We start from the raw sequence: 16,741 nt of genomic DNA, 5'->3' as shown, positions 1-16,741 counted from the left end.
TTGAGAATTCAAGGATCTATGAAATGGAGGCGGCCCCACCAGCCACACCCCGGCACACAATGTTCCCGCTGTGGCTGCTCCCTTCCGGGCCTGACCAGGTTAACGGGTAATCGTTGCGGGGGGACCGATGGGGCCACCATAACGCAGCTCGTCAGGTGACGAGCCGCGCCATTGTACCGGTCTGAGACAGAGTTACAACCTCTGCGGCGAGAAAAAGTCATCATTTCTCAATGACTTGTCCCGCCACGGCGTCAGACGGCGATGCCCTGCCCTGCGAGGAACTCGACGAAGGCGTCCTCGTCCAGCACGCTGACCCCCAGTTCGTTGGCCTTGGTCAACTTGGAACCGGCACCCGGCCCCGCCACCACACAGTGGGTCTTGCCCGACACGGAACCGGACACTTTCGCACCCAGGCTTTCCAGCTTGTCCTTGGCGATGTCGCGGCTCATACGCTCCAGGGTGCCGGTGAGAACCCAGGTCTGGCCGGCCAGGGGCAGGCCTTCGGCCGTCTTCTTCTCGCTGGTCCAGTGCATGCCGAATTCCAGCAACTGCGCTTCGATGGCCCGAGCCAGGTCGCGGTTGGCTTCGATCAGGAAGAATTCACGCACCGCTTCCGCCTGCTTGGTCGCCAGGGCCTGACGCAGGTCGATGGCGTCGGCGGCGAAGATCTTGTCCAGGCTGTCGAGCTTGGCCACCAGTTTTTCCGCGCCGGTCGGCCCGACCGAGGAAATATCCAGTTTGGCGATCATGCCGGCGAGGGTCGTGCTACGGGCGAATTCGGCCGCCAGCTCGCCTTCGTCCTGCAGCACCATGCCGCAATCCAGCAACTGCTGGATGACCTGGCGGTTGTGCTCGTCCTCGAAGAAGTTGTGGATCTCGTAGGCCACTTCCAGGCCGATGTCCGGCAGGTAGGTGAGCACCTGCGGCAGCGCCTTCATCACCCGCTGCAGCGAACCCAGCGAACGCGCCAGGACCTTGGCCGTCTCCTCGCCCACATCGGGGATGCCCAGGGCGTAGATGAAGCGCGCCAGCCCCGGACGCTTGCTGTCTTCGATGGCGGCCAGCAGCTTGTTGCTGGACACTTCGGCGAAGCCTTCCAGTTCGACTACCTGCTCGTAGGTCAGGCGGTAGAGGTCCGCCGGCGAGGCGATCAGCCCTTCGTCCACCAGCTGTTCGACGCTCTTCTCGCCCAGGCCTTCGATATCCATGGCACGCCGCGAGACGTAGTGGATGATCGCCTGCTTGAGCTGGGCGGCGCAGGCCAGGCGGCCGACGCAGCGGTACACGGCGCCCTCGCTGAGGGTTTCCTTGCCCTTGCTGCGCTTGACCAGTTGGGTGCGCTCGACCTGCGAGCCGCACACCGGGCATTCGGTGGGGATCCGCACCGGGCGCACGGCCTCGGGATCTCGGCGCTCCAGCACGACCTGCATCACCTGCGGGATGACATCGCCAGCGCGGCGGATGATCACGGTGTCGCCGATCATCACGCCCAGGCGGGCGACTTCGTCCATGTTGTGCAGGGTGGCGTTGGCCACGGTGACGCCGGCGACCTTGACCGGCTTGAGCCGCGCCACCGGGGTGACGGCGCCGGTGCGGCCGACCTGGAATTCGACGTCGAGAACTTCGGTCAGCTCTTCCATGGCCGGGAACTTGTGGGCGATGGCCCAGCGCGGCTCGCGGGCGCGGAAGCCCAGCTCGCGCTGCGCGGCCAGGCTGTTGACCTTGAACACCACGCCGTCGATCTCGTAGGGCAGGTCGTTGCGCCGGGCACCGATGTCGCGGTAGTAGGCCAGGCATTCTTCGATGCCGGCGGCGTGCCGGAGCTCGCGGCTGATGGGCATGCCCCAGGCCTTGAGCTGTTCGAGGATGCCGATATGGGTCTCGCCCACCGGCGCCGAGACCTGGCCGATGCCGTAGCAGCAGAACTCCAGCGGACGGCTGGCGGTGATCTTCGAGTCGAGCTGGCGCAGGCTGCCGGCGGCGGCGTTGCGCGGGTTGGCGAAGGTCTTGGCGCCGATCTCGGCCTGGGCCGCGTTGAGTTTGTCGAAGCCGGCCTTGCTCATGAACACTTCACCGCGCACTTCCAGCACATCCGGCCAGCCTTCGCCGTGCAGCTTGAGCGGGACGTTGCGGATGGTGCGGACGTTGACGCTGATGTCCTCGCCAGTGGTGCCGTCGCCGCGGGTGGCGCCCTGCACCAGTTGGCCGTTGCGGTACAGCAGGCTGACGGCGAGGCCGTCGAGCTTGGGCTCGCAGCTGTAGTCCACCGCCTGGCCGCCGCCGAACAGGTCGCCGGCAGGCAGGTCGAGGCCTTCCAGCACCCGGCGGTCGAATTCGCGCAGGTCGGTTTCTTCGAAGGCGTTGCCCAGGCTCAGCATGGGGATTTCATGACGCACCTGGCTGAACGCCGAGAGCGCCGCGCCGCCGACGCGCTGGGTCGGCGAGTCGTCGCTGACCAACTCCGGGTGTTCGGCCTCCAGGGCCTGGAGTTCACGGAACAGGCGGTCGTACTCGGCGTCCGGCACGCTCGGCTCGTCGAGCACGTAGTAGCGGTAGTTGTGCTGGTCGAGTTCGGCACGCAGTTCGAGGATACGGGTTTCGGCATTCATGCTTGGGGTCTCTTGCAATGCAAAAGAGCAGCCGGGCGGATGGCGTCAGTTGGGAGGCCTGCATTCGAGGACAAAGACCCTGGGGCTTGCGCGGGTCTTGTAGGAGCTGGCTTGTCGTGTGACGAACCACTGCGAAAGGACTGCGCAGCGGTCCCAGACCTGACCGCTATCGGGGACCGCTGCGCGGTCCTTTCGCGGTGGTTCGTCACACGACGAGCCCATCCAATTACAGGGTTCGTGCAAGCCAAGAGGCCCCATTGGATTCAACTGACTGGCATCGGCCTGGGCTGCTCTTGCGTATTTCTGGTATTCAGCGCTTCTGGGTCAGGGCGCGGCGCTCGAATTCGACGATGCGCTGACGGTAGTGTTCGATGGTCTGCGCGGTCATTACGCTGCGCTGGTCATCCTTCAACTCGCCATTCAGTTCATGGGCCAGCTTGCGCGCGGCGGCGACCATCACGTCGAAGGCCTGCTTCGGATGACGCGGGCCCGGCAGGCCGAGGAAGAAGCTGACGGCACGGGTGCTGAAGTGGTCGATGTCGTCCAGGTCGAAGACGCCCGGTTTCACCGCGTTGGCCATGGAGAACAGCACTTCGCCGTTGCCGGCCATGCTTTCGTGACGGTGGAAGATGTCCATTTCGCCGAAACGCAGGCCGCTTTCGAGGATGTTCTGCAGCAGGGCCGGGCCCTTGAAGCCACCTTCGTCGCGGGAAATCACGCTGATCACCAGCACTTCCTCGACCGGCGGCAGTTCCTTGCCCTCGGCGGCGGTGCCATAGCCGGTGGTGGTGGTGGCGCGGGTGTTGTCCGCCGGGAAATCGTCGTCGGCATCGCTGAACAGGTCGGGCTCGCGCGGTTCGGCGCTGAGGTTGAGGTCACCCTGCTGCGGCTCGTTGCCGCGCTTGCCACGCTTGTTGTTCTTGCCCGCCTTGGGCTCGCGCGCCGGGGCGCTCATCGACGGCAGGTCGTCTTCGTCGAGTTGCGGCTCCTGGTGCGCATCGAGCACGCGCGACGGGCCAAGCACTTCGGCATTGTTTTCTTCGTCGGGAAGATTGGAGAAACTGCGATCCAGACGGAATTTCAACTTGCCTTTGCCGCCACGCATGCGGCGCCAGCCGTCGAAGAGAATACCGGCTATGACAATGATGCCGATGACGATCAGCCATTCGCGCAGACCGATTTCCATGTAATCCCGTGCCTCTGTAAAAAATGCTGAAAAATAAAAGGGTTAAAACCCTTTAAAACGTGGCGCCAACTCTATGTTCTGACTGACGTTTTACCCACGCGCGAAAAATTGACATTAAGCTAGCACGACCAAAGATAACTTTACACCGTCTGTCACGACTGACAGGGAATTTGCTCTGAGATCGTGCGCTTTTTCCTGTTTCAGGCGTCGACCATGGCCATCGCCTCCTCCACATCCACCGCCACAAGCCGCGAGCAACCTGGCTCGTGCATGGTCACCCCCATCAATTGATCGGCCATTTCCATGGCGATCTTGTTGTGGGTGATATAGATGAACTGAACGGTCTGACTCATCTCTTTCACCAGTCGCGCATATCGGCCGACGTTGGCATCGTCCAGCGGCGCGTCGACTTCGTCGAGCATGCAGAACGGTGCGGGATTCAATTTGAAAATGGCGAATACCAGGGCCAGGGCGGTCAGCGCCTTTTCACCGCCGGAGAGCAAATGAATGGTGCTGTTCTTCTTGCCAGGCGGGCGCGCCATGATCGTCACCCCTGTATCGAGTAAATCTTCGCCCGTCAGTTCCAGATAAGCGCTGCCACCCCCGAAAACTTTCGGGAAAAGTGCCTGTAATCCGGCATTTATCTGATCGAAGGTATCCTTGAAGCGGTTGCGGGTTTCCTTGTCGATCTTGCGAATGACGTTTTCCAGGGTGTCCAGGGCTTCCACCAGGTCGGCGTCCTGGGCATCGAGATAGCGTTTGCGCTCGGACTGCTGCTGGTACTCCTCGATCGCCGCCAGGTTGATCGCGCCCAGGCGCTGGATACGCGCATCGAGGCGCTCCAGCTCGGCCTCGGCCTCCTGCTCGCTGGCCTGCTCGGTGAGGGTGGCGAGCACGCCGTCGAGGTCGTAGCCGTCGGCGTGCAGTTGTTCCTGCAGGGTCTTGCGGCGCACGCTGAGGCCCTGCCATTCCAGGCGGTAGTTTTCCAGCTGGCCGCGCAGCAGCTGCGACTGCTGCTCGGCCTGGCTGCGGCGTTTTTCCGCGTCGCGCAGTTCGCGGTCGGCGTCGTCCATGTGCAGACGCGCCTGGCGCATCTCCTCGTCGACGCTCATGCGTTTTTCCAGCAGCTCTTCCAGCTTCAGGCGCAGCTCTTCCAGCGGGGCCTCGCCCTCCTCCAGATTGAGGCTGAGCTGTTCGCGCTTTTCGGTCAGGCGCTCGGACTGCAGCTCCAGGCGCTCCAGGGCCTGACGGGTGGAATCGTGCTGGGCACGCAGCGAACCCAGACGTACCGCCAGTTGGTGGGCGTGATCCTTGTGCTGACGGGCTTCCTGGCGGATCCGGTCGAGGTTTTCGCGCAGGCCGTCGCGCCGGGCCAACAGCTGTTCACGCTGTTCGGTGTCCTGGGCCATCAATTCCAGCGCTTCCTGCAGGATCAGCCGCGATTCGCCCAGTTGCTCCTGTTCGAGGCCACGCTGTTCGGCGGCTTCGGCCAGTTCGTCTTCGAGGCGCTGGCGCCGCAGGTTCAATTGCTCGGCGCGGGCCTTGCCGGCGGAGAGTCTGGCTTTCAGCTCGCCCTGCTGGCGGGTTTCGTCCTGGGCACGCCGGCGCAGTTGCTCACGGCCGTCTTCCAGGTGGCGCTGCTGCTCGCGCAGATCGCCCAGTTGCTCGTCCAGTTGGGCCAGACGGGCTTGCTGTTCGTCCTGCTCCAAGGCCAGGCGCTCCAGCTCATGGCCACGGGCCAGCACTCCGCCCTGGGCATCGCTGGCGCGGCTGACCCGGAGGAAATGCCGACCGACCCAGTAGCCGTCGCGACTGACCAGGCTTTCGCCATCGGCCAGGCGGTCGCGCTGGGCCAGGGCCTGATCGAGGGTTTCCACCGGTCGCACCAGACCCAGCCAGGGCGCCAGATCCACCCCACCCTCGACCTTGTCCAGCAGGCTGCCAGGCAGCCGCGGCGCACCGGCGGCGACATCCAGCAGGCGCAGTTCGCCCTGGTCGAAGCCGGCGAAGCTGAGCCCGGCGAAGCCATCCACCAGCACCGCCTGCAGGTCGGCGCCCAGCACGGTTTCCACCGCCAGCTCCCAGCCCGGCTCGACCCGCAGGCCCTCGGCCAGACGCGGACGCTGTTCCAGGCCGTGCTCGCGCAACCACTCGCCGGCGCCCTTGCCCGGCTCCAGTGCGGCCTGTTGCAAAGCTTCCAGGGAGGCCAGGCGACCACCGAGGCGTTGCAGTTCACCCTGTGCCTGTTGTTGCGCCTGGGTGGCCTGTTGCAGTTGCTCGCGCAGCGTGTCGAGACGCTCGGCGGCCTGCTGTTCTTCCAGATGCAGGTCGTCCAGGACCTGTTCGCTGCTGGCGACCTGCTCGGCCAGTTCGAGGATCGCCGCGTCTTCCGGGTCGGCGCTGAGCTGCTCGCGCTCCTCGCCCAGCTTGCGTTGACGCTCGGCCAGACGCTCGAGGCTGTGCTCCAGTTGCTGGATCCGCGACTGCTGCACTTCGGCCTGACGCCGTGGCTCGGCGGAACGGGCGTTGAAGCTGTCCCACTGCTCCTGCCAGCCGTGCATGGTGCCTTCCGCCTCTTCGAGGGTGGCCGAAGCTTCCTCGGCGGCGGCCAGGGTCATTTCCTGTTCCGGTTCGAGCATTTGCAGCTCTTCGCCGAGGGTGGCCAGCAAGGTGCGGTCGTGGCCCAGGTGCGACTCGGTTTCCAGGCGCGAGCGCTCGGCTTCCTTGAGATCGTCCTGCAACTGGCGCAGGCGCTGCTGACCGTGCTGGATGCTCTGTTCGATGCGGGCGATATCGCCGCCCACCGAATAGAAGCGGCCCTGCACCTGGTTGAAACGCTCGGACAGCTCGTGATGGCCATCGCGCAGACGCTCGATACTGGCATCGGCGTTGCGCTGCTCGGCCACCAGTGCCTCGAAGGACACCTCCTGATCGCCGATCACGCTTTCCCGCTGGCGCACCTGCTCATCCAGCGCGCGCCAGCGCAGGGCCGCCAGCTGCGCCTTGAGCTGGCGTTCCTCGGCCTTGTATTCCTTGTACTTCTCCGCGGCCTGGGCCTGGCGGTGCAGGCGTTCGAGCTGGCGCTCCAGCTCTTCGCGCAGGTCGGTGAGGCGTTCGAGGTTTTCCTGGGTGCGACGGATGCGGTTCTCGGTTTCGCGACGGCGCTCCTTGTACTTGGAGATGCCCGCGGCTTCCTCGATGAAGTTGCGCAACTCCTCGGGCTTGGCCTCGATCAGCTTGGAGATCATGCCCTGTTCGATGATCGAGTAGCTGCGCGGGCCCAGGCCGGTGCCGAGGAAGATATCGGTGATATCGCGGCGCCGGCACTTGGTGCCGTTGAGGTAGTAGGTGTTCTGCGCGTCCCGGGTGACCTTGCGCCGGATCGAGATCTCGGCGTAGGCGGCGTATTCACCGACCAGGGTGTTGTCGCTGTTGTCGAAGACCAGTTCTATGCTCGCCTGGCTCACCGGCTTGCGGCTGGTGGAACCGTTGAAGATGACATCGGTCATCGACTCGCCGCGCAGGTTCTTCGCCGAGCTTTCGCCCATCACCCAGCGCACGGCGTCGATGATGTTGGACTTGCCGCAGCCGTTGGGCCCGACCACGGCGGCCATGTTGCTGGGGAAATTCACGGTGGTCGGGTCGACGAACGACTTGAACCCCGCCAGGCGGATGCACTTGAGGCGCATGGTCAGTCAGTCACCAGCGCTGACAGCACCAGCTCGCAACTGCGCTGGCAGTACTGGCTGAGCACTTCGCGGATCTGCGCCAGGTCGCGGGCGATCACCGCCTGCAGCAGGCGGGCGAACAGGACGAGGAAATCGTTCATCTGCGCCTTGCGCCGGTCCAGGGCCAGGTAATAGGCACGGCTCATGGCCGGCTGCAGGTTTTCCACCGTTTCCTGCAGATAAGGGTTGTTGGCGAACGGATAGGCGGCGCGCATCACCGCGAAGCTTTCCTCGACGAAGGCGCGGATGTCCTTGCGTTCGCAGGCTTGCGCCAGACGCTGCTGGATGGCCAGGAACGGCGCCAGGTCGGTCGGGTTCTGATAGCCGGTGGCCACGGCGTTGCCGAGCAGGATGTACAGCTCGCCCATCAGGGTGCACAGGCTGCGCACGTTGTGCTCGTTGAGTTCGGTCACATGGGCGCCACGACGAGGCAGGATGGTCACCAGATGACGTCGTTCGAGAATCAGCAAGGCTTCGCGCACCGAACCGCGGCTGACATTCAGCGCCTGGGTGACTTTCTGTTCCTGGATGCGCTCGGCGGGCTTGAGTACCCCACCGATGATCTGTTCGGCCAGGTGATGGGCAATTTGCTCGGAGAGACTGTCCGGCGCCTTGAACGTCATGGTTTTCCTTCGAAATCGGTTAACGGCTAAAAACGCGGAAGTGTACCGCAAATGCCCTGCTGCCAGCATGAAAGGCGCCGTCAACTGCACGAAGGTACCGCTCAGACTAGCCGAATCGTCGGCATGCTGCTTGCAGAGTTCCAGATTGAAAACGCGATAGTCGGGGCGCTGAGGCTGTAGGAGCGTGGCTTGCCCGCGAAAGGACTGCGTAGCGGTCCCTGGCTCCGACAACCTCAATGTGGGACCGCTACGCAGTCCTTTCGCGGGCAAGCCACGCTCCTACAAGAAGTGGCCGCGCCTACGATAGACAGCGTGTTCTCCTACACTGAAAGACAGCACTTCGGAGGTAGTCGCGGAAAATTTCCTGACCTTTGAGTCAGAAAATCATTGACCGGAAAGTCAAGGCTGAATACATTCCGCCTCAGTCCGCTCAACAACAATAATTTCGCTTGTGAGGCCCTTCCGTGATCCAGTTTCTCTTGAACCAGGAGTTGCGCAGTGAGCATGCCCTGGACCCCAACATGACGGTGCTCGAGTATCTGCGCGAGCATCTGGGAAAGACCGGTACCAAGGAGGGCTGCGCCAGTGGTGACTGCGGTGCCTGCTCGGTGGTGGTCGCCGAACTCACCCAGGAAGACGGCAAGGACAGCCTGCGCTACCGCAGCCTGAACTCCTGTCTGACCTTCGTTTCCTCGCTGCACGGCAAGCAGTTGATCAGCGTCGAGGGCCTGAAGCACCAGGGCAAGCTGCACAGCGTGCAGCAGGCACTGGCTGACTGCCATGGCTCGCAATGCGGCTTCTGCACGCCTGGCTTCGTCATGTCGCTGTTCGCCCTGCAGAAGAACAGCGATGCCCCGGACCTGCACAAGGCCCAGGAAGCCCTGGCCGGCAACCTGTGCCGCTGCACCGGCTACCGGCCGATCCTCGCCGCCGCCGACCAGGCGTGCTGCCAGGCCAGGCCCGACCAGTTCGACGCCGCCCAGGCGCAGACCATCGAGCGCCTCAAGGCCATCGCCCCGAGTGAAACCGGCGAGCTGAACAGCGGCGACAAGCGTTGCCTGGTACCCCTGACCGTGGCTGACCTGGCCGACCTCTACGGCTCGCATCCGGAGGCCCGCCTGCTCGCCGGCGGCACCGACCTGGCCCTGGAAGTGACCCAGTTCCACCGCACCCTGCCGGTGATGATCTATGTGGGCAACGTCGCCGAACTGAAGCGTGTCGAGCATTTCGACGACCGCATCGAAATCGGCGCCGCCACTCCGCTGACCGACTGCTACGACGCCCTCAGCGCCGAGTACCCGGACTTCGGCGAGCTGCTGCACCGCTTCGCCTCGCTGCAGATCCGCAACCAGGGCACCCTCGGCGGCAACATCGGCAACGCCTCGCCGATCGGCGACTCGCCGCCCCTGCTGATCGCCCTCGGCGCGCAGATCGTCCTGCGCAAGGGCAACGACACCCGCACCCTGAAGCTGGAAGACTATTTCATCGACTACCGCGTCACCGCCCGCCAGGAAAGCGAGTTCATCGAGCGCATCATCGTGCCGAAAGCCCGCGAGCATTGGGCGTTCCGCGCCTACAAGGTGTCCAAGCGTCTGGACGACGACATTTCCGCGGTGTGCGCGGCGTTCAACCTGCGCATCGAAAACGGTGTGATCGAACAGGCCCGGGTCGCCTTCGGCGGCATGGCGGCGATCCCCAAACGCGCCCATGCCTGCGAAGCCGCGCTGCTCGACAAGCCGTTCAACCAGGCCACCCTGGAAAAGGCCTGCCAGGCCCTGAGCGAGGATTTCACCCCACTCTCGGACTTCCGCGCGAGCAAGGAATACCGCCTGCTGGGCGCGCAGAACCTGCTGCGCAAGTACTTCGTCGAACTGCAAACACCGCACATCGAGACCCGGGTGACCGCTTATGTCTAACCATCATCACGTCGCCAAGAGCCAGGCGGAACTGGCCGAACTGTTCAGCCAGGACCTGACCACCGGCGTCGGTCGCAGCGTCAAGCACGACAGCGCCGACAAACAGGTGTCCGGCGAAGCGGTGTACATCGACGACCGCCTGGAATTCCCCAACCAGTTGCACGTCTACGCGCGCACCGCCGACCGTGCCCACGCGCGCATCCTGCGGGTCGATACCAGCCCGTGCTACGCCTTCGAGGGCGTGCGCATCGCCATCACCCATGAAGACATTCCCGGCCTCAAGGACATCGGCCCGGTGGTCGCCGGCGATCCGCTGCTGGCCATCGACAAGGTGGAGTTCTTCGGCCAGCCGGTGGTCGCCGTGGCCGCTCGCGACCTGGACACCGCGCGCCGCGCGGCGATGGCGGCGATCATCGAGTACGAAGACCTGGAACCGGTGCTCGATGTGGTCGAGGCGTTCCGCAAGAAGCACTTCGTGCTCGACAGCCACACCCACCAGCGCGGCGACTCGGCCAGCGCCCTGGCCAGCGCCCCGCACCGCCTGCAGGGCACCCTGCACATCGGCGGCCAGGAGCACTTCTACCTGGAGACTCAGGTGTCCTCGGTGATGCCCACCGAAGACGGCGGCATGATCGTCTACTGCTCGACGCAGAACCCCACCGAAGTGCAGAAACTGGTGGCCGAAGTGCTCGACGTGCCGATGAACAAGATCGTCCTCGACATGCGCCGCATGGGTGGCGGCTTCGGCGGCAAGGAAACCCAGGCGGCCAGCCCGGCATGCCTGTGCGCGGTGATCGCGCGCCTCACCGGTCAGCCGACCAAGATGCGCCTGCCACGGGTCGAGGACATGACCATGACCGGCAAGCGCCATCCCTTCTACGTCGAATACGACGTCGGCTTCGACGACAGCGGTCGTCTGCACGGGATCGACTTCGATCTGGCCGGCAACTGTGGCTACTCGCCTGACCTGTCCGGCTCCATCGTCGACCGCGCGATGTTCCACTCGGACAACGCCTACTACCTCGGCGACGCCACGGTGCACGGTCACCGCTGCAAGACCAACACCGCGTCGAACACCGCCTACCGCGGCTTCGGCGGGCCGCAGGGCATGGTCGCCATCGAGGAAGTGATGGACCGCATCGCCCGTCACCTGGCGCTCGATCCACTGGCGGTGCGCAAGGCCAACTACTACGGCAAGACCGACCGCAACGTCACCCACTACTACCAGACCGTCGAGCACAACATGCTCGAAGAGATGACCGCCGAGCTGGAAGCCAGCGCCGACTACGCCGAACGCCGCGAGTCGATCCGCCGCTTCAACGCCAACAGCCCGGTCCTCAAGAAAGGTCTGGCGCTGACCCCGGTGAAGTTCGGCATCTCCTTCACCGCGACCTTCCTCAACCAGGCCGGTGCGCTGATCCATATCTACACCGACGGCAGCATCCACCTGAACCATGGCGGCACCGAGATGGGCCAGGGCCTGAACACCAAGGTGGCGCAGGTGGTGGCGCAGGTGTTCCAGGTGGATTTCGAGCGTATCCAGATCACCGCGACCAACACCGACAAGGTGCCCAACACCTCGCCGACCGCGGCGTCCAGCGGTGCCGACCTGAACGGCAAGGCCGCGCAGAACGCCGCCGAGATCATCAAGAAGCGCCTGGTCGAGTTCGCCGCGCGGCAGTACAAGGTCACCGAGGAAGACGTCGAGTTCCGCAACAACCATGTGCGCGTCCGCGACGAGTTCATCACTTTCGAGACGCTGATCCAGCAGGCGTACTTCGCCCAGGTGTCGCTGTCGAGCACCGGTTTCTACCGCACGCCGAAGATCTTCTACGACCGCAACCAGGCCCGTGGCCGGCCGTTCTATTACTACGCCTTCGGCGCGGCGTGCTGCGAGGTGATCGTCGACACCCTGACCGGCGAGTACAAGATGCTCCGTACCGACATCCTGCATGACGTCGGCGCCTCGCTGAACCCGGCCATCGACATCGGCCAGGTCGAGGGCGGTTTCGTCCAGGGCATGGGCTGGCTGACCACCGAGGAACTGGTGTGGAACGCCAAGGGCAAGCTGATGACCAACGGCCCGGCCAGCTACAAGATCCCGGCGGTGGCGGACATGCCGATCGACCTGCGCGTGCGCCTGGTGGAAAACCGCAAGAACCCGGAAGACACGGTGTTCCATTCCAAGGCCGTGGGTGAGCCGCCGTTCATGCTGGGGATCGCCGCCTGGTGCGCGATCAAGGATGCGGTGGCGAGCATGGCCGACTACCGCGAGCAGCCGAACATCGACGCCCCGGCGACGCCGGAGCGGGTGCTGTGGGGCTGCGAGCAGATGAGGAAGGTGGTGGCGGCGCGGGAGGCCTCGGTCGAGGTCGAGGCTGTGACCGAGTAAAGGGCGGGGCTGCTTTGCAGCCCTTCGCAGGCAAGCCAGCTCCTACACACGCACGATTACCCCCGTAGGAGCGTGGCTTGCCCGCGAACGACCGCGAAGCGGTCGCACTGATGACAACCGAGGACCCACATCATGCATCAATGGATCAACGCCCTCGCCGACCTTCAGGCCCAGGGCGAACCCTGTGTCCTGGTGACCATCATCGAAGAGCGCGGCTCGACCCCGCGCAACGCCGGCTCGAAGATGGTGGTCAGTGCCTTCCAGCTGTTCGACACCATCGGCGGCGGCCATCTGGAATACAAGGCCATGCACATCGCCCGCCAGATGCTCGCCGAAGGCCGCGAAGCACCGCACCTGGAGCGCTTCAGCCTGGGCGCCAGCCTCGGCCAGTGCTGCGGCGGCGCCACCGTGCTGTTGTTCGAACCCATGGGCGCGGTGCAGGCACAGATCGCCGTGTTCGGCGCGGGCCATGTCGGCCGCGCTCTGGTACCCTTGCTCGCCGCGCTGCCCTGCCGGGTACGCTGGATCGATTCGCGCGAGCAGGAATTCCCCGAGACCCTCCCCGCCGGGGTCAGCAAGATCGTCAGCGAAGAGCCGGTCGATGAGGTCGACGAACTGCCCCCGGGCAGCTATTGCATCGTCATGACCCACAACCACCAGCTCGACCTGGAACTCACCGCCGCCATCCTCAAGCGCAACGACTTCACCTGGTTCGGCCTGATCGGCTCGAAGACCAAGCGCGCCAAGTTCGAGCACCGCCTGCGCGACCGCGGCTTCGACGCCGAGCGCATGCAACGCATGCGTTGCCCGATGGGCCTGGCCGAGGTCAAGGGCAAGCTGCCGATCGAGATCGCCGTGTCCATCGCCGCCGAGATCATCGCCACCTACAACGCCAGCTTCGGCCAGCACAACCCGGCCGTGAACGCTGAACCCATCGCCCAACTGCTGCCGCCCTCGCGGCGCAGCCACGCCATCTGACGAGACCGTTATGAGCGCAACCCGCAAAGCCTACCGATCCGCCCTCCTGCACAGCATCGCCGACCCCGCCGACGTGGGTGTGGAGAATTCCTTCGAGTATTTCGAGGACGGCCTGCTGGTGGTCGACCAGGGCAAGATCAGCGCCCTGGGCCATGCCAGTGAGCTGCTGCCGAGCCTGCCCGCCGATATCGAGGTGGTGCACTACCAGGACAGCCTGATCACCCCGGGCTTCATCGATACCCATATCCACTTCCCGCAGACCGGCATGATCGGCTCTTACGGCGAGCAACTGCTGGACTGGTTGAACACCTACACCTTCCCCTGCGAGAAGCAGTTCGCCGACAAGGCCCATGCCGACAAGGTGGCGAAGATCTTCATCGAGGAACTGCTGCGCAACGGCACCACCACCGCGCTGGTGTTCGGCAGCGTGCATCCGGAGTCGGTGAACGCCTTCTTCGAGCAAGCCGAACGCCTCGACCTGCGGATGATCGCCGGCAAGGTGATGATGGACCGCAATGCCCCGGACTACCTGACCGACACCGCCGAATCCGGCTACGCCGAGAGCAAGGCGCTGATCGAGCGCTGGCACGGCAAGGGCCGCCTGCACTACGCGGTGACCCCACGCTTCGCCCCGACTAGCACCCCGGAGCAACTGCAGCTGGCCGGGCAACTGCTGGGCGAGTACGACGGCCTGTACATGCACACCCACCTGAGCGAGAACCTCAAGGAAATCGACTGGGTGAAATCGCTGTTCCCCGAGCAGAACGGCTACCTGGACGTGTACGACCACTTCAAGCTGCTCGGCGAGCGCTCGGTATTCGCCCACGGCGTGCACCTGTGCGACGCCGAATGCCAGCGCCTGGCCGAGACCGGCTCGGCCGTGGCGTTCTGCCCGACCTCCAACCTGTTCCTCGGCAGCGGCCTGTTCAACCTGCCCCAGGCCGAGCAGTTCAAGGTCAAGGTCGGCCTGGGCACCGATGTCGGCGCCGGCACCAGCTTCTCGCTGCTCAACACCCTGAACGAAGCGTACAAGGTCATGCAGCTGCAGGGCGCGCGCCTGCATCCGTTCAAGTCGCTTTACCTGGCGACGCTGGGCGGTGCCCGGGCGCTGAGCCTGGATGACCGGATCGGCAGCCTGAAGGCCGGCAACGATGCCGACTTCGTGGTGCTCGACTACAAGGCCACGCCGTTGCTGGATTACCGGTTGCAGCAGTCGAACAGCATCGAGGAGACGCTGTTCGTGCTGACCACCCTGGGGGATGACCGGACCATTCGGCAGACCTTTGCCGCCGGCAACTGCGTACACCAGCGCTAGGTTTTCGCTGCGCCGAACACGCCGCGATACACCGCGCCGCCGATCACCGCTCCGATCAGCGGCGCCACCCAGAACAACCACAGTTGCTGGATCGCCCAACCGCCCACCAACAAGGCCGGCCCGGTGCTGCGCGCCGGGTTGACCGAGGTGTTGGTCACGGGAATGGAGATCAGGTGGATCAGGGTCAGCGCCAGACCGATGGCGATCGGCGCGAAGCCCGCCGGGGCGCGCGGGTCGGTGGCACCCATGATGATCAGGATGAACATCGCGGTCATCACCACTTCACTGGCGAATCCCGCCGCCAACGAATAGCCCTGCGGCGAATGCTCGCCGTAGCCGTTGGACGCCAGCCCCGACGACAGCTCGAAACCGGCCTTGCCGCTGGCAATGAGGTAGATCAGCGCCGCGGCGGCGATGGCGCCGATCACCTGGGCGACGATGTAGGGCAGCAGTTCCCGCGCCGGAAAGCGCCCGCCCACCACCAGCCCCAGCGATACCGCGGGATTGAGATGACAACCGGAGATATGACCGATGGCGAACGCCATGGTCAGGACCGTCAGGCCGAAGGCGATGGACACGCCCACCAGGCCAATGCCGACCATAGTGGTACCGGACGGAAACGACGCCGCCAGCACCGCACTGCCACAACCACCCAACACCAGCCAGAATGTCCCTATCAATTCAGCCACCATGCGTTTGCCAAGGGGCATAGACATCTGTCAGTCCTCAAGAAGCGGTACGCCAATAAGCGCAAGCCCTACTGCCTTGATGAAGGTTTGCGGACCTGTAGCAGAATCAATCTAGCAGAGCGGCAAACGCCCGCCAGCCGGGGCTGCAAACGAAACGGGGCCGTTGCGCTGCCACCTCAATGGTGACAGCGCAACGGCCCCGCTCTGGCGTCGAAGGGATCAGCCCTTGGCCGGTACCGAACTGCCGCGTTTCTTGCTCTGCAGCAGGTGCGAGAACACCGCGTGCAGGTCGTCCGAGGCGCTTTCCTCGTCGAGGTTGAGCTTGCTGTCGATGTGGTCCATGTGATGCATCATCAGGTCCACCGCCTTGGCCGCGTCGCGGGCCTCGATGGCATCGATCAGCTGCATGTGCTCGTCATAGGAGCAGTGCGAACGGTTGCCGCTTTCGTACTGGGCGATGATCAGCGAGGTCTGCGACACCAGGCTGCGCTGGAAGCTGATCAGCGGCGCATTGCCGGCGGCTTCGGCGAGCTTGAGGTGGAATTCGCCGGAGAGACGGATACCGGCGCCACGATCGCCACGGGAGAAGCTGTCGCGCTCTTCGCGGACCATCTCGCGCAGTTCGTTGAGTTGCTCGGCGGTGGCGTGCTGCACGGCGAGCTCGGTGATCGCCCGCTCCACCATGCGCCGCGAGAAGAACACCTGGCGGGCTTCCTCGACGGTCGGGCTGGCGACTACCGCGCCGCGATTGGGCCGCAGCAGGACCACGCTTTCATGGGCCAGACGCGACAGCGCGCGGCGGATGATGGTGCGGCTGACGCCGAAGATCTCGCCCAGTGCTTCCTCACTCAACTTGGTACCCGGTGCCAGCCGTTGTTCGAGGATGGCTTCGAAGATATGCGCGTAGACGATGTCATCCTGGGTGCCGCTGCGGCCACCGGTCTTGCCGGCCCGCGGGGTTTTCTTGAGGGGTTGTAGCTGTTCGTTCATGGGCACTCGCGCACGAAGATTCACCGATCGGACCTCGACTGTAATACCAGCCAGTGGGGCGATGGCAAGTCCTGGGTAGAAAATTAACGGCAGAAGGTATTGCCGCATTGTACACAGCAAACGGCATTTCTGCAGGCACGGTGGTTCGTTATAGCCCCTGCGACCAGGAATGTGCGCACATCTAATAAAACAGTATTTGCATTATTTGTATACAAAAGCATAATCCACCGGCAGCAACCTGACTTTTGAGTCAACTAATCAGGATGCTTCGCCAAACACCTTCCCTCGCAGAGCCCCGAGTGATTAGCGCAGGAC

10 protein-coding genes and 1 other RNA gene are annotated in these 16,741 nt (G+C 64.3%); 4 read left to right on the top strand and 7 right to left on the bottom strand.

The annotated features are described in order from the left end of the window. Positions 1-33 precede the first annotated feature (33 nt). The 5 genes from ffs to CHB99_RS10255 form a co-directional block, all read right to left on the bottom strand. An RNA gene (gene ffs / locus CHB99_RS10275) (signal recognition particle sRNA small type) lies at positions 34-130 on the bottom strand. 121 nt (positions 131-251) lie between these two features. Next, entirely contained in the window at positions 252-2,609 is a 2,358-nt protein-coding gene (ligA, locus tag CHB99_RS10270; RefSeq protein ID WP_042123267.1) for an NAD-dependent DNA ligase LigA, read from the bottom strand. A gap of 310 nt (positions 2,610-2,919) precedes the next feature. Next, on the bottom strand, positions 2,920-3,795 hold the full coding sequence (zipA, locus tag CHB99_RS10265) for a cell division protein ZipA (protein WP_042123265.1): 876 nt from the start codon (positions 3,793-3,795) through the stop codon (positions 2,920-2,922). Positions 3,796-3,995: 200 nt separating this feature from the next. After that, positions 3,996-7,484, bottom strand: coding sequence for a chromosome segregation protein SMC (smc, locus tag CHB99_RS10260; protein ID WP_042123263.1), 3,489 nt, complete (start codon positions 7,482-7,484; stop codon positions 3,996-3,998). 2 nt (positions 7,485-7,486) lie between these two features. Next, positions 7,487-8,146: a GntR family transcriptional regulator gene (locus tag CHB99_RS10255; protein ID WP_042123261.1), complete on the bottom strand. Its 660-nt coding sequence runs from the start codon at positions 8,144-8,146 to the stop codon at positions 7,487-7,489. 464 nt (positions 8,147-8,610) lie between these two features. Here CHB99_RS10255 and xdhA point away from each other — a divergent pair, with 464 nt between their 5' ends. The 4 genes from xdhA (at position 8,611) to guaD (ending at position 14,747) form a co-directional block, all read left to right on the top strand. Further along, positions 8,611-10,062: a xanthine dehydrogenase small subunit gene (gene xdhA / locus CHB99_RS10250; RefSeq protein ID WP_042123259.1), complete on the top strand. Its 1,452-nt coding sequence runs from the start codon at positions 8,611-8,613 to the stop codon at positions 10,060-10,062. After that, complete coding sequence (gene xdhB, locus CHB99_RS10245) at positions 10,055-12,454, top strand: xanthine dehydrogenase molybdopterin binding subunit (protein WP_042123258.1); 2,400 nt, start codon at positions 10,055-10,057, stop codon at positions 12,452-12,454. Before xdhA ends, xdhB begins: the two co-directional genes overlap by 8 nt. A gap of 132 nt (positions 12,455-12,586) precedes the next feature. Next, positions 12,587-13,432: a xanthine dehydrogenase accessory protein XdhC gene (gene xdhC / locus CHB99_RS10240; RefSeq protein ID WP_042123256.1), complete on the top strand. Its 846-nt coding sequence runs from the start codon at positions 12,587-12,589 to the stop codon at positions 13,430-13,432. Between the two features lie 10 nt (positions 13,433-13,442). After that, positions 13,443-14,747 carry a guanine deaminase gene (gene guaD, locus CHB99_RS10235; RefSeq protein ID WP_042123253.1) on the top strand — a complete coding sequence of 435 codons (1,305 nt, stop codon included), beginning with the start codon at positions 13,443-13,445 and terminating at the stop codon, positions 14,745-14,747. Here the strand turns inward: guaD and aqpZ are convergent. Both aqpZ and CHB99_RS10225 read right to left on the bottom strand, forming a co-directional pair. Next, entirely contained in the window at positions 14,744-15,463 is a 720-nt protein-coding gene (aqpZ, locus tag CHB99_RS10230; RefSeq protein WP_042123250.1) for an aquaporin Z, read from the bottom strand. The genes guaD and aqpZ overlap by 4 nt on opposite strands. Positions 15,464-15,655: 192 nt before the next feature. Further along, a complete protein-coding gene (locus CHB99_RS10225) occupies positions 15,656-16,426 on the bottom strand; it encodes a GntR family transcriptional regulator (protein WP_042123248.1) in 771 nt (256 codons plus the stop codon). Positions 16,427-16,741: the final 315 nt, after the last annotated feature.

The organism is Pseudomonas japonica, from assembly GCF_900188455.1.
Taxonomy (GTDB): domain Bacteria; phylum Pseudomonadota; class Gammaproteobacteria; order Pseudomonadales; family Pseudomonadaceae; genus Aquipseudomonas; species Aquipseudomonas japonica.
This window is presented reverse-complemented; position numbering and strand designations above follow the sequence as displayed.

Coding starts and splice junctions, on each gene's coding strand:
- ligA (WP_042123267.1), bottom strand. CDS start 2,609: ATGAATGCCGAAACCCGTATCCTCGAACTGCGTGCCGAACTCGACCAG.
- zipA (WP_042123265.1), bottom strand. CDS start 3,795: ATGGAAATCGGTCTGCGCGAATGGCTGATCGTCATCGGCATCATTGTC.
- CHB99_RS10225 (WP_042123248.1), bottom strand. CDS start 16,426: ATGAACGAACAGCTACAACCCCTCAAGAAAACCCCGCGGGCCGGCAAG.
- aqpZ (WP_042123250.1), bottom strand. CDS start 15,463: ATGTCTATGCCCCTTGGCAAACGCATGGTGGCTGAATTGATAGGGACA.
- CHB99_RS10255 (WP_042123261.1), bottom strand. CDS start 8,146: ATGACGTTCAAGGCGCCGGACAGTCTCTCCGAGCAAATTGCCCATCAC.
- guaD (WP_042123253.1), top strand. CDS start 13,443: ATGAGCGCAACCCGCAAAGCCTACCGATCCGCCCTCCTGCACAGCATC.
- xdhC (WP_042123256.1), top strand. CDS start 12,587: ATGCATCAATGGATCAACGCCCTCGCCGACCTTCAGGCCCAGGGCGAA.
- smc (WP_042123263.1), bottom strand. CDS start 7,484: ATGCGCCTCAAGTGCATCCGCCTGGCGGGGTTCAAGTCGTTCGTCGAC.
- xdhB (WP_042123258.1), top strand. CDS start 10,055: ATGTCTAACCATCATCACGTCGCCAAGAGCCAGGCGGAACTGGCCGAA.